This is a genomic window from Microbacterium sp. NPDC019599, assembly GCF_040632175.1.
In the GTDB taxonomy this organism is placed as follows: domain Bacteria; phylum Actinomycetota; class Actinomycetes; order Actinomycetales; family Microbacteriaceae; genus Microbacterium.
On record NZ_JBEYBL010000003.1, the window covers coordinates 223,261 to 248,516 of the forward strand.

Sequence of the window (25,256 nt, forward strand, 5' to 3'; positions counted from 1 at the left end):
ATGGTTGAGTATCGCTACCTCGGCAACAGCGGATTCAAGGTCTCGGAGATCACGTACGGCAACTGGGTCACGCACGCATCGCAGGTCGGCGACGACGCGGCGATAGCGACGGTGCACGCGGCGCTGGATGCCGGCATCACGACGTTCGACACCGCCGACGTCTACGCGAACACGGCCGCCGAGGTCGTGCTGGGCAAGGCGCTCGCGGGGCAGCGGCGCGAGGGCCTCGAGATCCTGACCAAGGTCTACTGGCCGGTCGGCCCGCGCGGCGCCAACGACGTCGGGCTGTCCCGCAAGCACATCCACGACGGCATCAACGGGTCCCTCACGCGCCTCGGCGTCGACTACGTCGATCTCTACCAGGCGCACCGGTACGACTACGAGACGCCGCTCGAAGAGACGATGCAGGCGTTCGCCGACGTCGTGCGGCAGGGCAAGGCGCTGTACATCGGCGTCTCGGAGTGGACGGCCGAGCAGCTGCGCGAGGGCCACGCGCTCGCGAAGCAGCTCGGCGTGCAGCTCGTCTCGAACCAGCCTCAGTACTCGGCGCTGTGGCGCGTCATCGAGGACAAGGTCATCCCGACCTCGGAGGAGCTCGGCATCTCGCAGATCGTGTGGTCGCCCATCGCGCAGGGGGTCCTCACGGGCAAGTACCTGCCCGGTCAGCCCGTCCCCGAGGGCTCGCGCGCGACCGACGAGAAGAGCGGCGCGCAGTTCATCTCGCGTCTGCTGCGCGATGACGTCCTCACGGCGGTGCAGAAGCTCAAGCCCATCGCCGACGAGGCGGGACTCACGATGGCGCAGCTCGCCATCGCGTGGGTGCTGGCGAACCCGAATGTCTCCGCTGCGCTGGTCGGGGCATCCCGTCCCGAGCAGATCGCCGCGAACGTCAAGGCCTCCGGGGTCAAGCTCGAGGCCGACGTGCTCGCCGCGATCGACGATGCCCTCGCGGACGTCGCCGAGCGCGACCCCGAGAAGACCTACGAGGTCTCGCCCAAGACCCGCCCCTGAGCCAAGGCGCCGCTTCACGACGTCGGAGGATCGGCCTAACGTCGGAGCAATCGCAGAGAATCCTCCGACGAGGGGCCGGACCTCCGACGTCGGCGTGTGAGGGGAGCGCGGCATGCCCGTCCACAGTGCAGGACTCCTCCTCTACCGGCTGACCCACGCCGAGCCGGAGGTGCTCATCGCGCACATGGGCGGGCCGTTCTGGGCGGCGAAGGACGACGCGGCCTGGTCGATCCCCAAGGGCGAGTACGACCCGGACGGCGAGACTGCGCTCGAGGCGGCGTTGCGCGAGTTCCGCGAGGAGCTCGGCGTGGCGCCGCCGCCCGAGCCTCACGCCGAGCTCGGCACGTGGGCCTACTCCTCGGGCAAGCGCATCACGGTGTTCGTCGCGGACGGCGCCGGCTTCTCGCTCGAGGGGCTCGAGTTCGGCGAATTCGAGCTCGAGTGGCCGCCGCGATCGGGCCGGACGCAGTCCTTCCCCGAGGTCGACAGAGTCGAATGGATGCCGCTGCCCGCCGCCCGCGACAAGCTCGTGAAGGGCCAGCGCCCCGCCCTGGACGCGCTGCAGGAGCACCTCTCCGCCGCGGGCGCAGGCTGACGGCGGCTCGTGAGTGCCGGATCGACGCTGACGCGGGCTGCGGCGTCGATCGCGCACTCGCGAACGGCGGCGTCGAAGGTCCCTTGTGGGCACCCCGAGGCGGGGTGAGACTGTCCGGGGCGACTACGGCGAGAGGAACCTTCCATGGCACACGGCGACATCACGCACATCGACATCCCGGTGAGCGACTTCGGCAAGGCGAGCGCCTTCTACTCCCGGCTCTTCGGGTGGGACATCGCCGAGGTGCCTGGCTTCGAGGGGTACCCGATGTGGCGCGCGCCCAACCAGATCTCCGGCGGAGGGCTGGCGCCGCGCGACGAGGGGTTCTCTCAGCCGCGCTCCTATGTCGAGGTGGACTCGATCGACGACACCGTCGCAGCCGCCGTCGATGCCGGGGGCGCCGTGCTGATGGAGAAGAGCGAGATCACTCCGACGAGCTGGTGGGCGGTCATCCAGGATCTCGACGGCAACGCGATCGGCCTCTTCGAGGGCACGACCGAGGGCTGAGGTCGGGTCAGCGGCCGTTCTTCGGCGCGGCCGAGACGTCGATCTTGGGGTGGGGGCCGAGCGACGACCAGGCGCTCTCGACGCCCTTCGCGGCGTGCTCGGACGCGCGCACGGCCCGCTCGTCCGCCCACGCGTTCAGGACGTGGCCCGAGTGCCCGCGCACGTGCTCGAGCACGACATCCGGGAGCCCCGCCGCGCGTCGCGCGTCGCGCACCCCGATGAGCTGCTCGAGCAGGTCGCGGTTCTTCGTGGGTGCTCCGGTCGACGTCTTCCAGCCGCGGCGGCGGTGCCCGTCCATCCACTTCTCGTAGCTGTCGATGGCGTACTTCGAGTCCGCCTGCACGACGAGATTCGCGACGTCGGCGTGGTCCTCGATCGCGCGCAGGAGTCCGAGGAGCTCGCCGATGTTGTTCGTCCCGACCGGGATCGATCCCGCGGCCCAGTGTCCGTCCTCGGCGACCCACGCCCAGCCGGCGGGACCCGGGTTGCCCTTGCAGGCGCCGTCCGTGGCCACGATGTAGCGATCGTCGGAAGTCACTCGGGCAAGGCTACCCGTCGGCCGCCTGCCCCCGCGCCACGCGCCACTCCTCGACGAGCTCCGGCATCCGCGTGGCGAGGAACCGCAGGAAGTCGGCGGTCGCGCGCGCACGGGCGACGGATGCCGGGGCTCCGTCGTTGTCGTCGGCGATGAGGTCCATGAAATCGGCGAGGCGCGTGTACAGTGGCGCGTTGCCCGTCGCGACGTCGCTCCACGCGTCGTCGGACAGCTCGTAGCGGTCGCGGCGGTCACCCGGGCGCGAGATGCGCCGGATCATGTGGATCGACTGCAGGTAGCGTACCGCCCCCGACACGGCAGCCGGCGAGACGCCGAGCCGATCGGCGAGTTCGGCGGCGGTGTAGCCGTCGTCGGGCGAGCCGACGAGCGCCATCATGACACGGCTCGGCATCCGTGCCATGCCGGCCGCAGTGAGGAGCGAGGCGGCCTGCTCGGCCGCCTCGGCTCCGGAATGCTCTCCCCCCGTGACCATGGTCATCCCGCGGGCGCCAGCTCGCGCCGCCGCATGAGGGTGAGGGATGCCGCGGCCCCCACGCCGATCGTGAGCAGCAGCCACCACAGGCCTCGCACGTCGATCGAGTCACCGTCGAGCTCGGGAGCCACGGCGAACGGCGACAGGTTCGACAGGCTCTCGGGCAGTCCGAGGAGAGGGCCGAACAGTCCGAGCACGATCGCCACCACGACGAGCGTCCACCCGACGGTGATCGTGAGCCGCGGTGCGACCGTGAACACGAGAGCCGTGAGCACGAGGAACACCGTCGCCGCGACGGCCTGGCCTGCGGCCGAGACGGCTGCTGTCTGGAGGAGCCCCGATGCGTCCTCGGCGCCCACGGCACCCAGCGCCGCCCCGCCGAGAGCCGCGGCGCACGTGAGGATGATCGCCGCGAAGCCGATGCCGATGAATTCCGTCAGCCAGCGCACCCGCTGCACCGGCGTCGCGAGCACGGGCTCCGCCGTGCCGTGCGCCTCCTCCTGACGTGCCCGCGCGACCGTCTGCACAGCGGCGCAGGCCGCGAGGAGGCCCGCCATGGTGAAGAACACCACGACGACCGCCTGCTGGAGGTCGCCTTCCGATGCGAGCGAGGTGAGGACGTCAGCGATCGCGGGGTTCTCGCCGCCGATCTGATCCACGACGCCGCCGAGGGACGTCGACAGGGCGCCCGTGAGCAGCGCGCCGACCATCCAGCCGATCGTCGACGGGGTCGACAGCCGCGCGACGAGGGCGAGCGTCGAGGACAGGCCGGCGCGCCCCGATGCGCGACCGAGGCGCTCCGCGACGATGCTCTCGCCCAGGTCGCGCACGCCCTGCAGCGCGAAGGCGGCGGCCGTCAGCACGACGAACGCCCCCAGGCACAGCAGAACCGGCCACCACAGGTTCACGTCGAAGGCGCGCGTGTTCTCGGCCCAGCCGAACGGCGACGTCCACGTGAGCCACGAGCTCTCCATGTGCGTGAGGTCATCGCTGGGTGTGCCGATCGCATTTCCCATGCCGGCCAGGACGAAGGTCACGAGGAGGATCCACACGGTGAGGGAGTTCGCGCCGCGAGAGGTCCGCATCAGCTGGGCCGACAGCATCCCGAGACCCAGGAAGACGAGCCCGACGACGGCCGTCGCCGTCCCGACGAGCCAGGACCCCTCGGATGCCGCGCCGCCGGCGAGGAACGTCGAAGCGACCAGGATGCCGAGCACGACGTTCGCGAGCGTCCCGTGGACGAGGGTCGCGATCGTCGGCGTCCACCGGCCGGCCGGCGTCGCGTCGACGAGCTCGAGTCGCCCCGCCTCCTCGTCGCCCCGCGTGTGGCGCACGGCGAGGAACGTGCTCATGAGGGCGGCCAGGATCGCGAGCCACGGGAACAGCAGGAAGACGATGAACGCCGACTCGTCCGTCCCGGACGGAAGGCCGCGGAACAGGAGGATGACGGGGTTCGCCATGACGGCCGCGAGGATGCCGAGCCGGTCCTGCTCCCCGCCATACGCCTCCTGCACGCCGGAGAAGCCCGCGAAGGCGAGAGCGACGGTGCCCACCACCCACAGCGTCAGCTGCAGCCAGTCGCGGCGCAGCCGCTGGGCGACCAGGACGCTGAGCGGTCTCATCGCGTGCTTCCCTCCAGGGCGGCGAGGTCGTCGCCGTAGTGGCGGAGGAACAGCTCCTCGAGCGACGGCGGCTCGACGCGGAGCCCCGCGACCTGCAGGCGCGAGAGCTCGGGGAGGACACCCGCGACCCGGTCGCTGTCGACCGTGAAGCTCACGCGCCCGTCCTCGGCCGTGGCGTCGTGCGCGTCCGCGACGGCGGCCACGAGCGCAGCATCCGTCCCTTCGAACGAGACCTCGGTGCGCGTGAGGTGACGGAGGTCTGCCAGCGTGCCCGACTCGACGACCTTGCCGGCGCGGATGATCGACACGCGGTCGCACAGCCGCTCGACCTCGGAGAGGATGTGGCTCGACAGCAGCACGGTCGCGCCGGCCTCCTTCACCCGCGCGACCTCGCGGCGGAACATGACCTCCATGAGAGGGTCGAGGCCGCTCGTCGGCTCGTCGAAGATGTACAGCTCGGCAGGCACCGCGAACGCCGCGATGAGGGCGACCTTCTGCCGGTTGCCCTTCGAGTACGCGCGGCCCTTCTTGCGCGGGTCGAACTGGAACGCCTCCAGCAGGCGCTCCTTCTCGGCCCGATAGAGGCTGCCGTGCTTCGCCGCGCCGCGCAGGCGCGCCAGCAGGTCGATCGCCTCGCCGCCGGACAGGTTCGGCCAGACACTCACGTCGCCGGGGATGTACGAGACGCGCCGGTGGATCGCGACCGCGTCGCGCCACGGATGCAGGCCGAAGACGGATGCCTCGCCGTCGCTCGCTCGGGCGAGTCCGAGCAGGACGCGGATGGTGGTGGACTTTCCGGCCCCGTTCGGGCCGAGGAAGCCGTGGACCTGACCCTCGTCGACCGTGAGGTCGAGGCCGTCGAGGGCGTTGACACGGCCGTAGCGCTTGACGAGGCCGGACGTGCTGATGACTGGTGGCATGCCCCGGACGCTACGCCGAATTCACAAACTTCTGAATATTCCTTACGGAATCCTCACGCGGATCGCTCCGGGCCGAGGCGACGCGGCGTCCGGAGCGATCCTCGAGCGAGGGGGCTCAGCCGAGGAGCTCCAGTATGTCGGCGCAGAAGTCGCGGTTCATCGTCTCGAAGCGGCCCTTGCTGTCGCTGTCGACCACACCCATGAAGTTGCCGTCCGCGTCCAGATGGATCGTCGTGAACGTGCGTCCGACGTCCATGAAGAGCCTGTCGCCTTCGGGGCCGTAGTACTTGGTCGGTCCCGTGAAGTGGAGCGTGAGGTACAGCGTGCCGTCGTCCTGGGCGACCACCTTGTGATCCTGGTCCAACCCCTGCCAGACGGACGTGAGCGTCTTGCCGTTCTCGACGTTCATCCAGGTCTGCTCGACGTGGACGGTGCTCTGGCCGTAGAAGTCGCCGTTACGGACCATGCCGCGGAAGTTGCCGTGCGAGTTCTCGGTGAACAGGACCGCGAACGGGATGAGGTCGTTGCCCGCCTCATCCTCGCACCAGTCCTCTTCCTCGTGTTCGACCTGCTCGATGTGCGAGTCGGAGAACGTCCAGTGGTCGATCTCGGGAGGCGCCGCCGATGCGGGCGTCGTCGCGAGCGCCAGGAGGGCTCCCGAGAGGGCGGCGATGACCGCCGCGGTGCGCGTGTGCTTCATTGGATCTCCCTTGATCGGGCCCGCTTGAAGCGGAACGTACACCCGTGCATCCGCCCGTCGGTATAGGGCGAACGTCCTAGGTCGATCCGCCCGTATGTATACCAATGCCGGGGGATCTTCGATCCGAATGCCACCGCGCGCGGATTATGTATACACTGGCGAACATCGACTCGAGCGGAGGAGGCGCGGCATGCGGGCGAGCGATCGGGCGTACCGCACTCTCCTCGAAGAGATCCAGTCCGGGCGCCTCGCGCCGGGCTCCGTCATCGGCGAGGTCGAGCAGGCCGCCCGTCTCGGCGTGAGCCGCACGCCGCTGCGCGAAGCCCTCGGCAGGCTCGCCGCCGACGGCCTCGTCGTCCAGCAGTCGCCGCGCGTCACGGTCGTGAGCGACATCGACGCGGGCGACATCCGCGAGCTGTTCGAGGTCCGTCGCGCCCTCGAGGAGACGGCCGCCCGCCTCGCCGCGCAGCGCGGGGATGCCGCGGCCTTCGCGCAGCTCGCGAGCCGGTTCGCGGGAGCCTCGCTCGACGGCCAGGCCGCGACCGACGCCTACTACGCGCTCATCGAGCGCTTCGACGCGGCGCTGGACGACGCCGTCGCGAACGACTACCTCACGTCGGCGCTGCGGACCGTCCGCACGCACCTCGTGCGGGTCCGCAGGCTCGCACGCGACAACCCCGACCGGCTGGCGGCATCCGTCGCGGAGCACACGCTCATCGCGTCCGCCATCGCCGCGCGAGACGCCGACCTCGCGGCCCACGCGACCCACGTCCACCTCCACAACGCGCTGGCGAGCATCCTCGGCTCGCTCGACGCCGGCACTCACCAGGGAGCAGCATGACCGTCATCCATCACCTCCGCGTCCACCGCAGCGACGAGAGCCTCGCGCGCGAGGGGCAGTTGGCGTGGCACATCGCGGAGGTCGCGGCCGATCCCGTCGAGGTCGAGCCCGAGGTCGTCGACATGATCATCAACCGCGTGATCGACAACGCGGCGGTGGCCGCGGCATCCCTGACACGCGCGCCCGTGAGCGCGGCGCGTCAGCAGGCTCTCGACCACGCCGTGTCGATCGGCGGCGACGGGGCGACGGTGTTCGGCTGCCCCTTGGAGCGGCGCACCTCGCCGGAGTGGGCGGCGTGGGCGAACGGGGTCGCGGTGCGCGAGCTCGACTACCACGACACATTCCTCGCGGCCGATTACTCTCACCCCGGCGACAACATCCCGCCGATCCTCGCGGTCGCGCAGCACGTCGGGTCGGACGGGGCGGCGCTCGTCCGGGGCCTCGCGACGGGCTACGAGGTCCAGATCGACCTCGTGCGCGCGATCTGCCTCCACAAGCACAAGATCGACCACGTCGCCCACCTCGGGCCGTCGGCCGCGGCAGGCATCGGGACGCTCCTCGGGCTGCCCGTCGAGACGATCTACCAGGCTGTCGGGCAGGCGCTGCACACGACGACCGCGACGCGGCAGTCGCGCAAGGGCGAGATCTCGACGTGGAAGGCGCACGCGCCCGCCTTCGCCGGGAAGATGGCCGTCGAGGCGGTCGACCGCGCGATGCGCGGCGAGACCTCCCCGTCGCCCATCTACGAGGGCGAGGACGGCGTCGTCGCCTGGATGCTGGACGGTCCGGATGCCTCGTACGACGTGCCGCTTCCCGCGGCGGGCGAGGCCAAGCGCGGCATCCTGGACTCGTACACGAAGGAGCACTCTGCGGAGTACCAGGCGCAGGCGTGGATCGATCTGGCGCGCAAGCTCCACCACGAGGCGGCCTTCGACACGGCCGACGTCGAGTCGATCGTGCTGCATACGTCGCACCACACGCACTACGTGATCGGGTCCGGTGCGAACGACCCCCAGAAGTACGACCCGACGGCATCCCGCGAGACGCTCGACCACTCGATCCCGTACATCTTCGCCACAGCTCTCCAGGACGGCGGGTGGCACCACGTCGACTCGTACACTCCCGAGCGCGCCGGCCGCGCCGACACCGTTGAGCTGTGGCAGAAGATCACGACCGCCGAGGACCCGGAGTGGACGCGCCGCTACCACTCCGAGGACCCGAACGAGAAGGCGTTCGGCGGCCGGGTGGAGATCCGCCTGACCGACGGGTCGGTCATCGAGGACGAGATCGCCGTCGCCGACGCCCATCCCCTCGGTGCGCGGCCGTTCGCACGGGAGGACTACGTCCGCAAGTTCCGCCTCCTCGCCGAGCACGTCCTCTCGGCCGACGAGATCGAGCGGTTCCTCGACCTCGCGCAGCGCCTGCCCGAGCTCACGCCGGAAGAGGTGCAGCAGCTCACGATCGTCGCCGAGCTCGGCGTCCTCGCCGGCGCGCCGGCGCCGAAGGGCCTCTTCTGATGCTGTACTCCACCGTCCCGGCGGCCCAGAAGCGCCGCGCGTTCCGCGAGCGGCTCGCGTCGGGCGAGCTGCTCCGGTTCCCGGGCGCCTTCAACCCGCTGTCGGCGCGGCTCATCGAGCAGAAGGGGTTCGAGGGCGTCTACATCTCGGGCGCCGTCCTCTCCGCCGACCTGGGCCTGCCTGACATCGGCCTGACGACCCTCACCGAGGTCGCCGGCCGCGGGCAGCAGATCGCCCGCATGACCGACCTTCCCGCGATCATCGACGCCGACACAGGCTTCGGCGAGCCGATGAACGTCGCGCGGACGATCCAGACTCTCGAGGACGCGGGCCTGGCCGGCATGCACATCGAGGACCAGATCAACCCCAAGCGGTGCGGGCACCTCGACGGCAAGGCCGTCGTCGACGAGGACACGGCCGTCAAGCGCATCCGGGCGGCTGCGGACGCGCGCCGCGACCCGGACTTCCTGATCATGGCGCGCACCGACATCCGCGCCGTGGAGGGGATGGATGCCGCGATCGACCGCGCGAAGGCACTCGTCGACGCGGGGGCCGACGCGATCTTCCCCGAGGCGATGCGCACGCTCGACGAGTTCGCCGCCGTGCGCGCGGCGGTCGACGTGCCGATCCTCGCGAACATGACGGAGTTCGGGAAGAGCGACCTGTTCTCGGTCGACCAGCTCCAGGGCGTCGGCGTGAACATCGTGATCTGGCCCGTCTCGCTCCTGCGCATCGCGATGGGAGCGGCATCCCGCGCCCTCGACACGCTCGAGGACGAAGGACACCTGACCTCCAAACTCGGCGAGATGCAGCACCGCGCCGACCTCTACGACCTCGTCGACTACGAGGCGTACAGCCACTTCGACAACAACGTCTACACCTTCCACATCGACACCACCGGTCGTTGAGCGAGCGAAGCGAGACGAAACGGCACCGACGCGTTTCGTCTCGTCGCTTCGCTCCTCGCTCAACGACCGGGTCAACCAGAGGAGCACACATGACCGACACGATCGAGATCAAGAAGGGCCTCGCGGGGGTCACCGTCGACTACACCGCCGTGAGCAAGGTCAACCCCGACAGCAACTCGCTGCTGTACCGCGGATACCCCGTGCACGAGCTGGCCGCGACGCAGCCGTTCGAGGCGGTCGCCTACCTGCTGTGGCACGGCGAGCTGCCGACGGATGCCGAGCTCGAGGCGTTCCGCACGCGCGAGCGCTCGCACCGTGCGCTGGACGCGAACGTCAAGCAGGCGATCGATCTCCTGCCGCTGGAGGCGCACCCGATGGACGTCGTCCGCACGGCCGTCTCGGTCATCGGCGCGTCGGACCCGGAGACGTACGACAGCTCGCCGGAGTCGGACCTCGGCAAGTCCGAGCGCCTCTTCGCGAAGCTGCCCGCGATCGTCGCGTACGACCAGCGGCGGCGGCGCGGCCAGGAGCCGATCGCCTCGCGCGACGATCTCGACTACTCGCACAACTTCCTCTGGGTCACGTTCGGCGAGGAGCCCGATCCCGTCGTCGCGGCCGCTTTCAACGTCTCGATGATCATGTACGCCGAGCACTCGTTCAACGCCTCCACCTTCACGGCGCGCGTCGTCACGAGCACGATGGCCGACCTCTACTCCGCCGTCGTCGGGGCCATCGGCGCGCTCAAGGGCCCGCTCCACGGCGGGGCGAATGAGGCGGTCATGCACATCTTCGACGAGATCGGCGACGCCGAGAACGTCGGGCCGTGGCTCGACCAGGCCCTCGCCGAGAAGCGCAAGATCATGGGGTTCGGGCACCGCGTGTACAAGAAGGGCGACTCGCGCGTCCCGACGATGAAGGCGGCCCTGGACACCCTCGTGGAGCACTACGACGCGCAGGACCTCGCGCTCCTCTACGACGCCCTCGAGTCCGACTTCGTGGGCCGCAAGGGCATCTACCCCAACCTCGACTACCCGTCCGGGCCCGCGTATCACCTGATGGGCTTCGACACCCTGACGTTCACGCCGCTCTTCGTCGCGTCGCGGGTCGTGGGCTGGACGGCGCACATCGTCGAACAGGCGGCATCCAACGCCCTCATCCGACCGCTCTCGGCGTACAACGGCCCGGATGAGCGCCACATCGAGGGGTACGTCATCAGTGCCGCGCAGACGGCGACGATCGAGCGCCCGGAGGAAGCGGCGGGGTGAGCATCTGGCACAGCCACGCGTCGGGCGCCGACCTCAATGCGATGGCGAGCGGGACGCTCATCGAGACGCTCGGCATCGAGGTCGTCGAGCTGCGCGATGACGCCCTCGTCGCGCGCATGCCCGTCGACCACCGCACCGTGCAGCCGGCCGGCGTCCTGCACGGCGGCGCGTCGGTCGCGCTCGCCGAGACGATCGCATCGTGGGCGGGCTACCTCGCCGTCGATCGCGAGAGGTTCCACGTCGTGGGGCAGGAGATCAACGCCAACCACATCCGGCCCGTCTTCTCAGGCTGGGTGACGGCGACCGCGACGCCCGCCGCGATCGGCCGGCGCAGCCAGGTCTGGGAGATCCGCATCGTGGACGACGCCGGCAAGCTCGCCTGCATCTCGCGGTGCACGCTCGCGGTGATCGAGCAGCGGAGCACCTACTCGACCGCGGAGGGCCGAGCCTGACGCGGCTGCGTCACCAGGGCTGATGCGCGGCGAAGTCCCATCCGCGCGAGACGAGCTGGCCTGCACCGCCCCGTTCGTCGACGGGTGACACCGACAGCCGGGCACGCTTGGCCACGACTTCGAAGGAGTCGTCGAACCCCGGTGCGGCCCCGGCGACGTCCAGTCGCATGAGGCGGACGTCCTCGAACTCCCACCGGATCACGACGGCACCCCGGCCCTCCGTCGCGCGGACGACCTCCAGCTTCGCTGTCGGCAGGCTCACGCCCTTCGCGATCGCCTCGAAGATGAGCGGCGTCGCGATCGTGGTCGGCGACGACACGACGAGCGGATGCTGCGTCGCCCTGCCCGCGCGACCCGCGCCTCCGCCCATGCCGCCGCCTCCGCCGCCCTGCTGCTCGACACCCCACGTCGCGCTCGTGACCTCGATCCAGTCCTTGTGATCGCGCTCGGCGGATGCGCCGGGGATGCCGGGGAGCTGCAGGTAGATGTCCACTGCCATTTCTCGTCCTCTCCACTGCACGAGTCGCACTCGTCCTCCACCCGGCGCCAGCCTCCCACTCCGGATCCGCGGGCGCCAGGGCCGAAGCGCGCCCATCCGTCCGCGACCGGGCGGATGATGGAGGCATGACCCGCACCGCTGTCATCGTCGACGCCGTCCGCACTCCGTCCGGCAAGGGCAAGCCCGGCGGGGCGCTGTCGGGACAGCATCCCGTCGACCTCGCGGCGCACGTCCTCGCGAGCCTGCTCAGCCGCTCGGGCCTGGACTCGACGCTGGTCGACGACGTCATCCTGGGGTGCGTCAGCCAGATCGGCGACCAGGCGATGAACCTCGCGCGGCAGGCCGTGCTCGCCGCGGGATTCGACGAGCGCGTACCGGCGACGACGATCGACCGGCAGTGCGGCTCGAGCCAGCAGGCGGCCCACTTCGCGGCCCAGGGCGTCATGGCGGGCGCCTACGACATCGTCATCGCGGGCGGCGTCGAGTCGATGAGCCGAGTGCCGCTCGGCTCGTCGCGCCACGGCGGCTCCACGGCGCCCGGCATCCGGCAGCGCTACCCCGAGGGGCTCGTCGGGCAGGGCGTCTCGGCGGAGCTCATCGCCCAGAAGTGGCGCCTGAGCCGCGACGAGCTCGACGCGTTCGCCGCCGAATCCCACGGGAGGGCGGGGGATGCCTGGGCCCAGGGCCGCTTCGACAGCCAGGCCCTTCCCGTGCCCGGCGTCGAGCTCCGCGAGGACGAGACGGTCCGCGCCGGCACGACGGCGGAAGGGCTCGCGGGCCTCGGCCCTGCCTTCCGCACGGACGAGCTCGCCGCGCGCTTCCCCGACCTGGACTGGCGGATCACCGCCGGCACCTCGTCGCCGCTCACGGACGCGGCATCCGGCGTCCTCATCATGAGCGAGGAGAGGGCGGCCGAGCTCGGCCTCCGGCCCCGCGCGCGGTTCCACTCGTTCGCCGTCGTCGGCGACGACCCGATGCTCATGCTGACGGGGCCGATCCCCGCAACACAGCGCATCCTCGAGCGCAGCGGGCTGGTGATCGGCGACCTGGACGTCTACGAGGTCAACGAGGCGTTCGCCTCGGTGCCGCTCGCGTGGCTGCGCGAGACCGGGGCCGATCCGGCGAAGCTCAACCCGTGGGGCGGCGCCATCGCACTGGGTCATGCCGTCGGGGCGTCGGGCACGCGCCTGCTCGGCACGATGCTCGCGTACCTCGAGGCGTCCGGCGGCCGGTACGGCCTGCAGACGATGTGCGAGGGCGGCGGCATGGCCAACGCGACGATCATCGAGCGCCTCTGAGCGGCTCTGGCGTTCGGCACGCCTGCAAGCGCTTCCGGACCGCGACGTCCGCTTTCCCATTCGCTCGCATGGTTCGCTCAGATGAGGGTTCTCTCATGATGTAAGCGCTTGCATTGTGTCGTCGCCACCCGGTAGCGTCGCAGACACCGCAGGCGGGCACGTCGACGTGCCCTCTCGATCCCCCGGGAGCTCCTCAGTGTCGAAGACGACTACCGCACGCCGCCGCCGCGTGCTCGCCACCCTCACCGCCGCCGCGCTGGTCCTCGCCGGCAGCGTCACGGCCCTCGCCGCGCCGGCGACCGCCGCCGACCGCACGTTCGCCCTCGTCGGCGACCTGCAGAGCGAGCTCGGCTGCCCCGGTGACTGGCAGCCCGACTGCACCCAGACGGAACTCGAACTGACGACTGAGGCGGATGTCTACGCGGCCGAGTTCAACGTGCCCGCGGGCACGTGGCACTACAAGGTCGCCGTCGATGACGGGTGGGCCGAGTCGTACGGCCTCGACGGGGGAAGTGGAGACATCCCGCTCGTCATCGAGGGACCGACGCGCCTGCGCTTCCTGTTCGACGACGACCCGGGCGAGGACGGGAAGCGCCAGGTCGGCGTCAAAGTCGTGGACGTGACCGGGGGCTACACGACGTCCGACGACGCGCTGGCCGCGGCACCCGTGCGTCAGCCGGGCAGCGACGAGCAGTTCTACTTCGTCATGACGGATCGCTTCGCCAACGGCGACACGTCGAACGACCAGGGCGGGCTGACCGGCGACCGCCTCGTCACGGGCTTCGACCCGACGAGCACGGGCTTCTACAACGGCGGTGACATCGCGGGCCTCCACTCGCAGCTCGACTACATCGCCGGCCTCGGCACCACGGCCATCTGGCTCACCCCGAGCTTCAAGAACAAGTCCGTCCAGGGAACGGGCGCCAACGTCTCGGCGGGCTACCACGGGTACTGGATCACCGACTTCACCCAGATCGACCCGCATCTCGGCACCAACCAGGAGCTGCAGGACTTCATCGAGGCCGCCCACCTGAAGGACATCAAGGTCTACTTCGACATCATCACGAACCACACCGCCGACGTCATCTCGTATGCCGAGAACACGTACGACTACGTCGACATCGGTGATTCGCCCTATTACGACGCCGACGGCAACGAGATCGACATCGCACAGCTTGCAGGCGCCGACACCTTCCCGCCGCTGGACGTCGAGAAGTCCTTCCCGTACACGCCGGTCATCGCCGACGCCGAGAAGGACGTCAAGGTCCCGGCGTGGCTCAATGACCCGACGCTCTACCACAACAGGGGCGACTCGACGTTCCAGGGCGAGTCGACGACCTACGGCGACTTCTTCGGGCTCGACGATCTGATGACCGAGCACCCGACCGTCGTCGACGGCTTCGCCGAGGTGTACAAGGACTGGATCGACCTCGGCATCGACGGCTTCCGGATCGATACGGCCAAGCACGTCAACTTCGAGTTCTGGGAGAAGTGGTCCACCGACGTCCTGGACTACGCGCACAGCCTCGGCAAAGACGAGTTCTTCATGTTCGGCGAGGTGTATGAGGCCGATCCGGCGAAGCTCGCGCCCTACGTCCGCGGCACCGACATGAACTCCGTCCTGGACTTCGCTTTCCAGGCCGGGGCGCAAGGCTTCGCCGAGGGCAAGCCGGCCAAGGGTCTTTCGACGCTCTTCGCCGGCGACGACCGCTACACGACCCCGGACTCCTCGGCGACGGCGCTGCCGACCTTCCTCGGCAACCACGACATGGGTCGCATCGGCTCCTTCTTGCGGGAGGAGGACCAGACGCTCGAACGGGATCTGCTCGCTCACGACCTCCTGTTCCTCACGCGCGGCCAGCCCGTGGTCTACTACGGCGACGAGCAGGGCTTCGCGGCACCCGAGACCGGGGCTGTCAACGACCGCGCCGCCCGTCAGACTCTTTTCGCGAGCGACGTCGCCGAGTACGTCAACCAGCCGCTCGTGACGGGGGAAACCCTCGGGTCGCAGGACCGCTACGACACCGATGCGCCCGTGTACGAGCACATCGCGGCGCTTGCACAGCTGCGCGCAGACCATCCGGCGCTCGCGACAGGCGCGCAGATCGAGCGCTACGCCGCCGAGAGCGCGGGCATCTACGCCTTCTCGCGCGTCGACCGCTCGGACAAGACCGAGTACCTCGTCGCCGTCAACAACGCCACGACCGAGCAGACGGTGTCACTGACGACGCTCACGGCAGACGCGACGTTCGCGCCGGTCTACGGCACAGACGCCTCGCTGACGACGGATGCCTCGTCCGCGGCACCCGTCACGGTCCCCGCCCTCTCGGCTCGCGTCTGGAAGGCCGACAGCACCGTCTCGGCGCCCGCCGCCGCCTCGGGCATCACGGTCGACGTGCCGGTCGCGGGCGCCGCGCTCAAGGGCTCGGCCGCCGTGTCGGCGACCGCCGACGACGCGTGGCGTGAGACGAGCTTCGCCTGGCGCGTCATCGGGTCGGAGGACTGGCACGCGCTCGGCACCGCCGAGGACACCGCGCCCGGCGTCTTCCACGACGTCGACGACCTCGCCCCGGGCACACTCGTCGAGTACCGTGCCGTGTCGACCGATGCCGCGGGCCAGCGCTCGGCCGCCTCGACGTACGGCTCGGTGGGTCACAAGGTCAACCTCCTCGACGACGGTCCGCAAGGGCCCTTCATCACGGTGCCGGGCAGCTTCAACGACGAGGTGGGGTGTCCGGGCGACTGGCAGCCTGACTGCGAGGCCATCACGCTGACCGAGGATGACGGCGTGTTCACAGCGACTTTCGCCATCCCGGCGGGCGACTACGAGTACAAGGTCGCCGTCGGCGGAAGCTGGGACGAGAACTACGGTGCCAACGGCGTGCCGGGCGGTCCGAACATCGCCTTCACGCTCGAGCAGGACGCGGAGGTCACCTTCTACTACGACCCGCGCACGAACATCGTGCAGTCCACGGCAGAGGGCCCCATCGTGACGCTCCCCGGCGACTACCAGAGTGAGATGGGCTGCCCCGGCGACTGGCAGCCCGACTGCCTGGTGACGCTCATGGCCGACGGCGACAAGAACGGCGTCTATGAGTTCACGACGGACCAGATTCCCGCGGGGTCGTACAAGGTCAAGGTGGCGCACGGTCTCAGCTGGAACGAGAACTACGGGCAGGACGGCGTCCCGGGCGGATCGGACATCCCCTTCGAGGTCGAGGAGGATGGCGACGTCGTCACGTTCCGCTACACCCTCGCGACGCACGTCCTGCAGATCGGCGAGCCCGGTCTTCCCGGTGTCGGCCAGCTCCGCGCCCACTGGATCGACGCGCAGACCATCGCGTGGCCGACCGGGCTCGGTGCTCCCGCCGACGAGGCGACGTGGCAGCTGTACTCGTCGACCGATGCCGCGCTCGAGCTCTCGGAGGATGACGAGGTCACCGGCGGCGAGCCGATCGCTCTGACCCGCGTCGCCGGCGGGCTCACTCCCGAGCAGAAGGAGCGGTTCCCTGCCCTGAAGGATTTCGTCGCCCTGCAGGTCGAAGGGCAGGATCGGGATGCTGTCGCCACGCTGCTGAAGGGCCAGCTCATGGTCGCGCAGCGCAACGCCGAGGACGAGGTCACCGCCTTCACGGGAGTGCAGATCCCGGGCGTCCTGGACGACCTGTACGCCGCCGCGGTCGAGGACGTCGATCTCGGCGTCACCTTCGAAGGCAAGAAGCCGACGTTCCGCCTGTGGGCGCCGACGGCTCAGACCGCCACCCTGCTCACGTGGGATGCGGGAGCCACGGGCGACCCCGTGCGTCACGACGCGGCGTGGGACGCGGCATCCGGAACCTGGACCGTGAAGGGCAAGCAGGCGCTCAAGGGCGACGAGTACCTGTGGGAGGTCGTCGTCTACGCCCCCACCACGACCGCGATCGAGACGAACGACGTGACCGACCCGTACTCGGTGGCGCTGACCGAGAACTCGGAGCGATCCGTCGCGGTCGATCTCGACGACAAGCAGCTCAAGCCCAAGCAGTGGGAGAAGACGGCGGCCCCCGTCGTCGAGCGGCCCGTCGACCACGCGATCTACGAGCTGCACATCCGCGACTTCTCGGAGACCGACCAGACGGTGCCGGAGGACCTCCGCGGCACGTACCTCGCGTTCACGCAGAAGAGCGCGGGCACGGCGCAGCTCGAGCAGCTCGCCGACGCCGGCATCACGACGGTGCACCTGCTGCCCTCGTTCGACATCGCGTCGATCGAGGAGGACGAGGATGCGCAGCAGGAGCCCGCATGCGACCTTGCGGCGCTCCCGGCCGACTCCGACCAGCAGCAGTCGTGCATCGACGCCGTGGCCGACGCCGATGCCTTCAACTGGGGCTACGACCCGTACCACTACACCGTGCCCGAGGGCTCGTACGCGACCGACCCGGACGGCGGCGCGCGTATCGGCGAGTTCCGCTCGATGGTGGGCGCCCTGCACGGGCTCGGACTCCAGGTCGTCCTCGACGAAGTCTTCAACCACACGGCCGAGTCGGGTCAGGGTGATCGCTCCGTGCTCGACCGGGTCGTGCCCGGCTACTACCACCGCCTCAACGCGGCCGGCGGCGTCGAGACCTCGACGTGCTGCCAGAACGTGGCGACCGAGCACGTGGTGGCGCAGAAGCTCATGGTCGACTCGGTCGTGACCTGGGCCCGTGACTACAAGGTCGACGGCTTCCGCTTCGACCTCATGGGCCACCACTCGAAGGAGAACATGCTCGCGGTCCGCGCGGCCCTGGACGAGCTCACGCTCAAGAACGACGGCGTCGACGGCGAGAGCATCTACCTCTACGGCGAGGGATGGAACTTCGGCGAGGTCGCGAACAACTCGCTCTTCGAGCAGGCCACGCAGGGCCAGCTGGGCGGAACGGGCATCGGCACCTTCAACGACCGGCTCCGCGACGGCGTGCACGGCGGCAGCCCCGTGCGCGACTCGACCTACGAGCAGGGCTTCGGAACGGGCCTCGGAACCGACCCCAACGGACAGGACGGCACGGCTGACGAGCAGCTCGCACGGCTCGGGAACATGACCGACCTCGTCAAGATCGGACTGGCGGGCAACCTCCGCGACTTCGAGTTCATGTCGGCCGACGGCACGGTGAAGTCCGGCGCTGAGATCGACTACAACGGAGCGCCGGCCGGCTACGCCGACGAGCCCGACGAGACGATCAACTACGTCGACGCGCACGACAACAACACGCTGTACGACCTCGCGGTGCTCAAGCTCCCGGTGGACACGTCGATGGCGGACCGCGTCCGCATGAACACGCTGTCGCTCGCGACCGTGACGCTGTCGCAGTCGCCCTCGTTCTGGCATGCCGGCACCGAGCTCCTGCGCTCGAAGTCGCTGGACGACAACAGCTACAACTCGGGCGACTGGTTCAACCGCATCGACTGGACGGGCCAGGAGTCGACATTCGGCTCGGGCCTGCCCATGGAGGCCGACAACGGGGATCGCTGGGACATCCTGAAGCCCCTGCTCGCGAACCCCGCTCTCAAGCCGGCCGCGGCCGACATCGCGGCGGCCGAGGCATCCGCGCTCGACCTCCTCAAGGTGCGCAACGAGGTCGACCTGCTGCGGCTCGGGTCTGCCGAGCTCATCGACGAGAAGGTCTCGTTCCCGAACAGCGGGACGGATGCCGCTCCCGGCGTCATCGTGATGCTCATCGACGACCTGCTCGGCGACGACGTCGACCCGGCGCTCGAGGGTGCGCTCGTGGTGTTCAACGCCTCGCCCGAGGCCACGACGCAGACGATCCCGGCGCTCGAGGGGCGCGGCTTCTCACTCACCCCGGCACTGGCGAACGGCTCCGACTCCGTCGTGAAGACGACTCAGTGGAATGCCGCCACCGGCGCCGTCACGGTTCCCGCGCGGACGGTCGCGGTCCTGGTCGACCGCGAGCCGGTCGGCACGAAGGTCATCGCGGCGCCGAGCCGCCTCGTCGCGCCGGAGGGGGCGAAGATCTCCGTCGCGGGACGCGTCCTCGCCGACGACGGCAGCGCCCCCGTGGGGACGCTCACGGTGACCGACGGCGGCAGGACCGTGGCGACAGCATCTCTCGCCGCCTCCGCGAAGGGGAGGTTCGACATCTCGCTGCCGAAGCTCGGCAAGGGCGTGCACCTGCTGCGCGTCTCGTTCACGGGCGCGGATGCATGGGGCGACTCGCGGGCGATCCTGCCCGTGCCGGTGCTCGTGCACTGACCTCGAGCTCGGGACCGCTGACTCAAGGCCCCGCACGACCTCGTGAGGCGTGCGGGGCCTTGGCGTCTGCTATCCGACGGTCACGAGGGTGCCGCCGATCGTCGGCGTGATCCGTGCGTCGCCGAAGTACTGGGCGACCAGGGGGTGGCGTCCCGCGTCGAGCGTCCCGACGGGGATCCGCGCGATGCCGTGGACGAGTGTGCCCGTTCGGCTCTCGCCGTCGATCGAGATGCGGACGGTGCCGGTCGGGATCGTCCCGCCGCCGATCGCGACGTTGGAGGGGATGATCCGCACGACGATCGTGACGGCCGTCGACTCCGTCGGAGCAGCGGGGCTCGCGCTGACCGAGGCGACGGACAGTCGCCGCGCCGTGACCGGCTCGGCCCACGCGTCGGCGAAGAGGCCGAGGTGGGCCTTGGCTGTGACCCGGGCCGACAGGACGTGTCCCTGGTCCAGGAGGTTCACGGTGTAGGCCGACGAGGTCGCGTTGCGGATGGGTTCGCCGTCCTTGAACCACTGGGTGCTGTACGAGAAGCGCGAGGCCCCCGTCCACGTTCCGGGGCTCACGCGGATCGTGCGCGTCACATCGGGATCGCCGGTGATCTGCGGTGGGACGGTGTTCACGGGAATCGGCTCGGCGGTGGGCTCGGCCGTCACGATGGCTGACGCCGCCGAGGGGGCGAGCAGCAGCGCGAGTGCGAGGGTCACGCCCGCCGCGGCCGCGGCGGTGCGTCGTAGGGATGAGTGCATGAGTGCCTCCGGTGTCGACGAACGGTGCCGCGCGCGGGCGCGCACGGGTGGAGCGGTTCCCCAGGCGGTGCGCTGAGCGAAACGGCCGCGGGCGAGCGCGACTGCGAAGCAGACGCGGTGATGCAGTCGGAGCACTCGCCGGCTCCCCAGAACAGGCGACACCCCAGTTATAACCCGGTGGACGGGCGAGGGGGAAGGCGATCACGGGCGGCGTCTTCCATGGATCCCATACCAGATACTTGGAAGTCCAGGTAAACTGAGCACAGTGACAATGTCGTCCCCACAAGGAAGTCGCACAATGACCCCGCAGACCCGCGTTGCAGAACACGCTTTCCCCGCACTGGCCGCCGAAGAGCGCTCGGCGATCATCGACGCCGTGCGCGACTTCGCGCAGGCCGAGATCGCGCCGCACGCGCTCGAATGGGACGCGGCGCAGCACTTCCCGCGCGACGTGCTCGTCCGCGGCGGTGAGCTGGGGCTGGGCGGCCTGTACATCCGCGAGGACGTCGGCGGCTCGGGCCTCTCGCGGTCCGACGCCGTAGCCGTCGTCGAGGAGCTCGCGAAGGCCGACCCCTCGCTGGCCGCCTATGTCACGATCCACAACATGGTCGCGTGGATGATCGACACGTACGGCACCGAGGATCAGCGTCAGGAGTGGCTGCCGAAGCTCGTCACGATGGGCGACCTGGGGGCCTACTGCCTCACCGAGCCGGGGGCGGGGTCGGATGCCGCGGCCATCGCGACCTCGGCGATCCGGTCGGGTGACGACTACGTCCTGACGGGCGTCAAGCAGTTCATCTCGGGCGGGGGCGAGGCATCCGTCTACATCGTCATGGCCCGCACGGGCGACCCCGGCGCTCGCGGCATCAGCGCGTTCCTCGTCCCGGATGGCACACCAGGCCTCTCGTTCGGCGTCAACGAGCACAAGATGGGCTGGAAGGCCCAGCCGACGCGACAGGTGATCCTCGACGAGGTCCGCGTGCCCGCGTCGAGCATGCTCGGCGTCGAGGGGCAGGGCTTCAAGATCGCGATGTCGGCGCTCAACGGCGGCCGCATCAACATCGCGGCGTGCTCGCTCGGCGGCGCGCAGTGGGCGCTCGACCGCGCCGTGCAGTACGTGCAGGAGCGCTTCACGTTCGGCGAGCCTCTCGCCGAGAAGCAGGCGGTCGTCTTCGCCCTGGCCGACATGGCGACCGATCTGCAGGCGGCGAGGGCCCTGGTCCGGGATGCCGCGTACGCCCTCGACACGAAGGCTCCGGACGTCGCGATGCAGTGCGCGATGGCCAAGCGGTTCGCGACCGACGCCGGCTTCCGCGTGGCGAACGAGGCGCTCCAGCTGCATGGCGGCTACGGATACCTCGCCGACTACGGCATCGAGAAGGTCGTCCGCGATCTGCGCGTGCACCAGATCCTCGAGGGCACGAACGAGATCATGCGCGTCATCATCGGCCGCGAGCTCCTTGGCTAGCCTCGGAGCATGACCGACTTCTCCACGATCATCGTCGAGACGCGAGGACGCGTCGGATGGATCACGCTCAACCGACCCGAGGCCCTCAACGCCCTCAACACGCAGGTGATGACCGAGATCGTCGAAGCCGCGACGGCGTTCGACGCGGACGAGGGCATCGGGGCCATCGTCGTGACGGGCTCGGAGCGCGCGTTCGCCGCGGGTGCCGACATCAAGGAGATGGAGGGCAAGTCCGGCCTCGAGATGCTGATGGGCGACCACTTCGGCGGCTGGGCGACCTTCGCGGCCGTCCGCACTCCCGTCATCGCCGCGGTCTCGGGCTATGCCCTCGGCGGCGGGTGCGAGCTCGCCATGATGTGCGACCTCATCCTCGCCGCCGACACCGCGAAGTTCGGCCAGCCCGAGATCAACCTCGGCGTGATCCCCGGTATGGGCGGCTCGCAGCGCCTCATCCGGGCCGTCGGCTACTACAAGGCCGCCGACCTCATCCTCACGGGACGCATGATGGATGCTGTCGAGGCCGAGCGTGCGGGACTCGTCTCGCGCATCGTGCCCGCGGCCGACCTGCTCGACGAGACCGCCAAGGTCGCCGACACGATCGCCGCCAAGTCGCTGCCGTCGCTCTACGCCGCGAAAGCCGCGCTCGACACCGCGATGGAGACGCCGCTCGCCGAGGGACTCCGCTTCGAGCGCCACGTCTTCGCGAGCCTCTTCGACACGGCCGACCAGAAGGAGGGCATGGCCGCCTTCCGCGAGAAGCGGTCGCCCGACTTCACGAACCGCTGACGGTGTCCCTGGTCAGAGCGGATCCGGAACCGGTCGAGGGTCCGAGAAGTCGCCGGCATCCTTCCGGAACCGCGCGATGATGCGGACGAGCTCGGCGGTGTCGTCCTCGGACAGCCCGGGCCGCTCGAACATCTCGGAGTTGAGGGCCTCCGTCGCCCGCTCCACGAGGTCGCGGCCGGCATCGGTCAGCGCGAGCATCGCGGCGCGGCCGTCCACGGGGTGCGGCTCGCGCACGATGAGCCCGTCGCGGACGAGGCGGTCGACCGTGTTCGTGACGCTCGTGGGATGCACCTGCAGGCGTGCGATGGCGCTGGCCATCGGCATCCGTCCCGCCCTGGTGAAGGCGAGGAGGCGGAGCATCTCGAACCGCGCGAACGACAGGCCGAAGGGTCTGAGGATCGCATCGATGCGGGCGAACATGAGCTGCTGCGCGCGGATGACCGACGTCACGGCCGACATCCCGGCGGCGGCGTCGGTCCAGCCGTGGGCGATCCACTGGCGCTTCGCCTCGGCGATCGGATCGACGGGCAACGGCGAATGCCTCGGCATGCGGCACCTCCCTCGTCGCGGCTCCCACGGTAGCGCCGGAAGCCACCCGGCGCGCCGCATAGACTCGACGAGACGAAGGAGCGGAGTCGGATGAAGATCGTCGTCCTGGTCAAGGAAGTCCCGGACACCTACGGGGATCGCAAGCTGTCGCTGGAGACAGGGCTTGCCGACCGGGGTGCGTCCGAACGTGTGCTCGACGAGATCGGCGAGCGCGCTCTCGAAGTGGCGCTGTCGTACTCCGACAAGACGCCCGGCACGGAGGTGATCGTGCTGTCGATGGCGTCCGAGGCGGCGTCCGCGACAGTGCGCAAGGGCCTCGCGATGGGTGCCGCGTCGGCCGTGCAGGTCATCGACGACGGACTGCTCGGCGCGGATCTCGGTCTGACGGCCGAAGTCCTAGCGGCGGCGCTGCAGCGGACGGGCTTCGACCTCGTGATCGCGGGCAACCTGTCGACGGACGGGTCGGGCGGCGTCATCCCGGCGATGGTGGCGGAGCTGCTGGGCGTCCCGAATGTGACGGCGCTCAACTCGGTCGCGATCTCGGACGGCTCGGTGTCGGGCGAGCGCGCCTCGGACGGTGCGGCCCTCACGGTGTCGGCATCCCTTCCCGCCGTCGTGTCGATCACGGAGGCGCTGCCGGACGCTCGGTTCCCGAACTTCAAGGGCATCATGGCGGCCAAGAAGAAGCCGTTCGAGACGCTGTCGCTCGCGGATCTCGGCATCGAGGCCGAGGATCACTCGGCATCCCGCTCGATCGTGATCGGGCTCAGCGAGAAGCCGCCGAGGCAGGCGGGCGTCAAGATCGTCGACGAGGGCGACGCGGGCGAGCAGCTCGCGGAGTTCCTGGTCCAGAACCGGCTCGCGTAAGAGGTGGAGAACATGGCCGAATTCGCCGAGGACTCGATCCTCGTCCTGCTGGACGTCACGCCGTCCGGCGAGCTCGCGAAATCATCGGCGGGCCTGCTCGGGGCCGCTTCGCAGGTGGGCACGCCCGTCGCGCTGATCGTGGGGGCGGATGCCGCGTCCCTCGCGTCGCAGGCGGGCGACCTGGGTGCAGCCGTCGTGCTGACCGCCGAAGGGGACGCTGCACTGCTGACGGTCCCGCAAGTGGACGCGCTGACGGCGGCGGCGGACCTCGTCCGGCCCGACGCGATCCTGGTCTCGAACTCGATCGAGGGCCGTGAGGTCGCCGGTCGCTTCGCGGCGCGATCCCGCTCCGGGCTCGCCGTGGACGCCGTCGCGGTTTCGAGGGATGCCGAGGGAGTCGTCGCGCACCACTCCGTGTACGGCGGCGCGTACAACGTCGACTCCGCCGTCACGTGGGGTGCGCCCGTCATCACGATCCGGCAGGGTGCGATCGACGCGCGCGCCGAGTCGCGCACGCCCGAGGTCGAGGCGCTCCAGGTGCGCGCCTCGGGCCGGCCTGCGGCATCCGTCGACTCGGTCGAGGAGGCGGTCGTGGCGTCTTCGCGCCCCGAGCTGCGCGGAGCGGCGAAGGTCGTCTCCGGCGGCCGGGGACTCGGGTCGGGCGAGAAGTTCGCGCTCGTCGAGCAGCTCGCCGACGCCCTGGGCGCCGCCGTGGGCGCATCGCGCGCCGCCGTCGACGCGGGCTACGTGCCGCAGTCGTACCAGGTCGGGCAGACCGGCGTCTCCGTCGCCCCCCAGCTGTACATCGCGCTGGGCATCTCGGGCGCTATCCAGCACAAGGCGGGCATGCAGACGGCCAAGACGATCGTCGCGATCAACAAGGACGCGGATGCCCCGATCTTCGAGATCGCCGACTTCGGCGTCGTGGGCGACCTGTTCACCGTCGTGCCGCAGCTGATCGCGGCGCTCGAGGCGAAGAAGGCGTAACCCCCGGTGGCGACGTACGGAACTGCGGTCAGGCGCGGGCTGCCGCGCGTCGCCGGCGGGGAGGCATGGCCTCCGGATGGAGTAGGCGGCGGAGCCGCTGTCCTCGAGGCTGCGGCCGCCGGCCCCACCGTCGTGGAGCCAGTGGCAGTGCCGAGCCCGAACCCGACGCCGGACGGTGCCGCGGTCGCCGAGCCCGTCGAGGTGTCGACCGCCGGTGCGGTCGCGACGAACGGCTCCGACCCCTCCACAAGCTCGGGGACGGTTGCGCTGCGCCGTGGCCTCCCCCGCGTCGCGGGGGGAGAGCCGTGGCCTGCAGCCGGGGTTCCGGGGGCCGATCCCGGCGATGTCTCCGCTTCCCGGTCGTTGAGCGAGGAGCGCAGCGACGAGACGAAACGAGTCCCGAGCGACGAGGCGGCGGCTGCGGCCGCAGTTGCGTCGTCGGCTGAGGACGTTT

At 70.1% G+C, this 25,256-nt stretch carries 22 protein-coding genes; 14 read left to right on the plus strand and 8 right to left on the minus strand.

Features of this window, described 5'->3' with window-relative positions; genetic code table 11:
* The 3 genes from ABZ477_RS07725 to ABZ477_RS07735 all read left to right on the plus strand — a co-directional run bounded on the left by ABZ477_RS07725 (position 1) and on the right by ABZ477_RS07735 (position 2,113).
* Positions 1-1,011, plus strand: coding sequence for an aldo/keto reductase family protein (locus ABZ477_RS07725; RefSeq protein WP_360130411.1), 1,011 nt, complete (start codon positions 1-3; stop codon positions 1,009-1,011).
* Between the two features lie 112 nt (positions 1,012-1,123).
* Positions 1,124-1,606 carry an NUDIX domain-containing protein gene (locus ABZ477_RS07730; RefSeq protein ID WP_360130414.1) on the plus strand — a complete coding sequence of 161 codons (483 nt, stop codon included), beginning with the start codon at positions 1,124-1,126 and terminating at the stop codon, positions 1,604-1,606.
* A gap of 144 nt (positions 1,607-1,750) precedes the next feature.
* On the plus strand, positions 1,751-2,113 hold the full coding sequence (locus ABZ477_RS07735) for a VOC family protein (RefSeq protein ID WP_360130417.1): 363 nt from the start codon (positions 1,751-1,753) through the stop codon (positions 2,111-2,113).
* A gap of 7 nt (positions 2,114-2,120) precedes the next feature.
* Here the strand turns inward: ABZ477_RS07735 and ABZ477_RS07740 are convergent, their stop codons facing one another.
* The 5 genes from ABZ477_RS07740 to ABZ477_RS07760 form a co-directional block, all read right to left on the minus strand.
* On the minus strand, positions 2,121-2,651 hold the full coding sequence (locus ABZ477_RS07740) for a ribonuclease H (protein WP_360130420.1): 531 nt from the start codon (positions 2,649-2,651) through the stop codon (positions 2,121-2,123).
* A gap of 10 nt (positions 2,652-2,661) precedes the next feature.
* The gene (locus ABZ477_RS07745) at positions 2,662-3,141 is read right to left on the minus strand and encodes a MarR family transcriptional regulator (protein WP_360130423.1); all 480 of its coding nucleotides are present in this window, start codon (positions 3,139-3,141) and stop codon (positions 2,662-2,664) included.
* Positions 3,142-3,143: 2 nt separating this feature from the next.
* Positions 3,144-4,763, minus strand: coding sequence for a polyketide antibiotic transporter (locus tag ABZ477_RS07750; protein ID WP_360130426.1), 1,620 nt, complete (start codon positions 4,761-4,763; stop codon positions 3,144-3,146).
* Complete coding sequence (locus ABZ477_RS07755; RefSeq protein ID WP_360130429.1) at positions 4,760-5,683, minus strand: ABC transporter ATP-binding protein; 924 nt, start codon at positions 5,681-5,683, stop codon at positions 4,760-4,762. Before ABZ477_RS07755 ends, ABZ477_RS07750 begins: the two co-directional genes overlap by 4 nt.
* Positions 5,684-5,798: 115 nt before the next feature.
* Positions 5,799-6,383 carry a hypothetical protein gene (locus ABZ477_RS07760; protein WP_360130432.1) on the minus strand — a complete coding sequence of 195 codons (585 nt, stop codon included), beginning with the start codon at positions 6,381-6,383 and terminating at the stop codon, positions 5,799-5,801.
* Positions 6,384-6,573: 190 nt separating this feature from the next.
* Between ABZ477_RS07760 and ABZ477_RS07765 the strand changes: the two genes are divergently transcribed.
* The 5 genes from ABZ477_RS07765 to ABZ477_RS07785 all read left to right on the plus strand — a co-directional run bounded on the left by ABZ477_RS07765 (position 6,574) and on the right by ABZ477_RS07785 (position 11,366).
* Positions 6,574-7,224, plus strand: coding sequence for a GntR family transcriptional regulator (locus tag ABZ477_RS07765; protein WP_360130435.1), 651 nt, complete (start codon positions 6,574-6,576; stop codon positions 7,222-7,224).
* Positions 7,221-8,741, plus strand: a complete 1,521-nt coding sequence (locus tag ABZ477_RS07770) for an MmgE/PrpD family protein (protein WP_360130438.1) — start codon at positions 7,221-7,223, stop codon at positions 8,739-8,741. The genes ABZ477_RS07765 and ABZ477_RS07770 overlap by 4 nt, the downstream gene beginning before the upstream one ends.
* Positions 8,741-9,649, plus strand: a complete 909-nt coding sequence (prpB, locus tag ABZ477_RS07775; RefSeq protein ID WP_360130441.1) for a methylisocitrate lyase — start codon at positions 8,741-8,743, stop codon at positions 9,647-9,649. The genes ABZ477_RS07770 and prpB overlap by 1 nt, the downstream gene beginning before the upstream one ends.
* Positions 9,650-9,738: 89 nt before the next feature.
* On the plus strand, positions 9,739-10,914 hold the full coding sequence (locus tag ABZ477_RS07780; protein ID WP_360130444.1) for a bifunctional 2-methylcitrate synthase/citrate synthase: 1,176 nt from the start codon (positions 9,739-9,741) through the stop codon (positions 10,912-10,914).
* Entirely contained in the window at positions 10,911-11,366 is a 456-nt protein-coding gene (locus ABZ477_RS07785) for a hotdog fold thioesterase (protein WP_360130447.1), read from the plus strand. Before ABZ477_RS07780 ends, ABZ477_RS07785 begins: the two co-directional genes overlap by 4 nt.
* 10 nt (positions 11,367-11,376) lie before the next feature.
* Here ABZ477_RS07785 and ABZ477_RS07790 read toward each other — a convergent pair whose 3' ends face one another.
* The gene (locus ABZ477_RS07790) at positions 11,377-11,865 is read right to left on the minus strand and encodes a type VI secretion system tube protein Hcp (protein ID WP_360130450.1); all 489 of its coding nucleotides are present in this window, start codon (positions 11,863-11,865) and stop codon (positions 11,377-11,379) included.
* 125 nt (positions 11,866-11,990) lie between these two features.
* Between ABZ477_RS07790 and ABZ477_RS07795 the strand changes: the two genes are divergently transcribed.
* Both ABZ477_RS07795 and pulA read left to right on the plus strand, forming a co-directional pair.
* Positions 11,991-13,163, plus strand: a complete 1,173-nt coding sequence (locus ABZ477_RS07795; protein WP_360130453.1) for a thiolase family protein — start codon at positions 11,991-11,993, stop codon at positions 13,161-13,163.
* Positions 13,164-13,359: 196 nt separating this feature from the next.
* Positions 13,360-19,395: a pullulanase-type alpha-1,6-glucosidase gene (gene pulA, locus ABZ477_RS07800; RefSeq protein ID WP_360130456.1), complete on the plus strand. Its 6,036-nt coding sequence runs from the start codon at positions 13,360-13,362 to the stop codon at positions 19,393-19,395.
* Between the two features lie 69 nt (positions 19,396-19,464).
* On the opposite strand, the gene ABZ477_RS07805 is transcribed toward pulA, so the two are convergent.
* Positions 19,465-20,145 (minus strand): Ig-like domain repeat protein, encoded by a 681-nt coding sequence (locus ABZ477_RS07805; RefSeq protein ID WP_360130459.1) that lies wholly within the window; start codon positions 20,143-20,145, stop codon positions 19,465-19,467.
* 298 nt (positions 20,146-20,443) lie between these two features.
* Here ABZ477_RS07805 and ABZ477_RS07810 point away from each other — a divergent pair, with 298 nt between their 5' ends.
* Both ABZ477_RS07810 and ABZ477_RS07815 read left to right on the plus strand, forming a co-directional pair.
* Positions 20,444-21,613, plus strand: coding sequence for an acyl-CoA dehydrogenase family protein (locus ABZ477_RS07810; protein ID WP_360130462.1), 1,170 nt, complete (start codon positions 20,444-20,446; stop codon positions 21,611-21,613).
* A gap of 9 nt (positions 21,614-21,622) precedes the next feature.
* Positions 21,623-22,399: an enoyl-CoA hydratase gene (locus ABZ477_RS07815; protein WP_360130465.1), complete on the plus strand. Its 777-nt coding sequence runs from the start codon at positions 21,623-21,625 to the stop codon at positions 22,397-22,399.
* Positions 22,400-22,411: 12 nt separating this feature from the next.
* Here the strand turns inward: ABZ477_RS07815 and ABZ477_RS07820 are convergent, their stop codons facing one another.
* Positions 22,412-22,948, minus strand: coding sequence for a MarR family transcriptional regulator (locus ABZ477_RS07820; RefSeq protein ID WP_360130468.1), 537 nt, complete (start codon positions 22,946-22,948; stop codon positions 22,412-22,414).
* Between the two features lie 90 nt (positions 22,949-23,038).
* Between ABZ477_RS07820 and ABZ477_RS07825 the strand changes: the two genes are divergently transcribed.
* A complete protein-coding gene (locus ABZ477_RS07825; RefSeq protein ID WP_360130471.1) occupies positions 23,039-23,815 on the plus strand; it encodes an electron transfer flavoprotein subunit beta/FixA family protein in 777 nt (258 codons plus the stop codon).
* A 12-nt stretch (positions 23,816-23,827) separates the two neighbouring features.
* Positions 23,828-24,802, plus strand: a complete 975-nt coding sequence (locus ABZ477_RS07830) for an electron transfer flavoprotein subunit alpha/FixB family protein (RefSeq protein WP_360130474.1) — start codon at positions 23,828-23,830, stop codon at positions 24,800-24,802.
* Positions 24,803-25,256 lie beyond the last annotated feature (454 nt).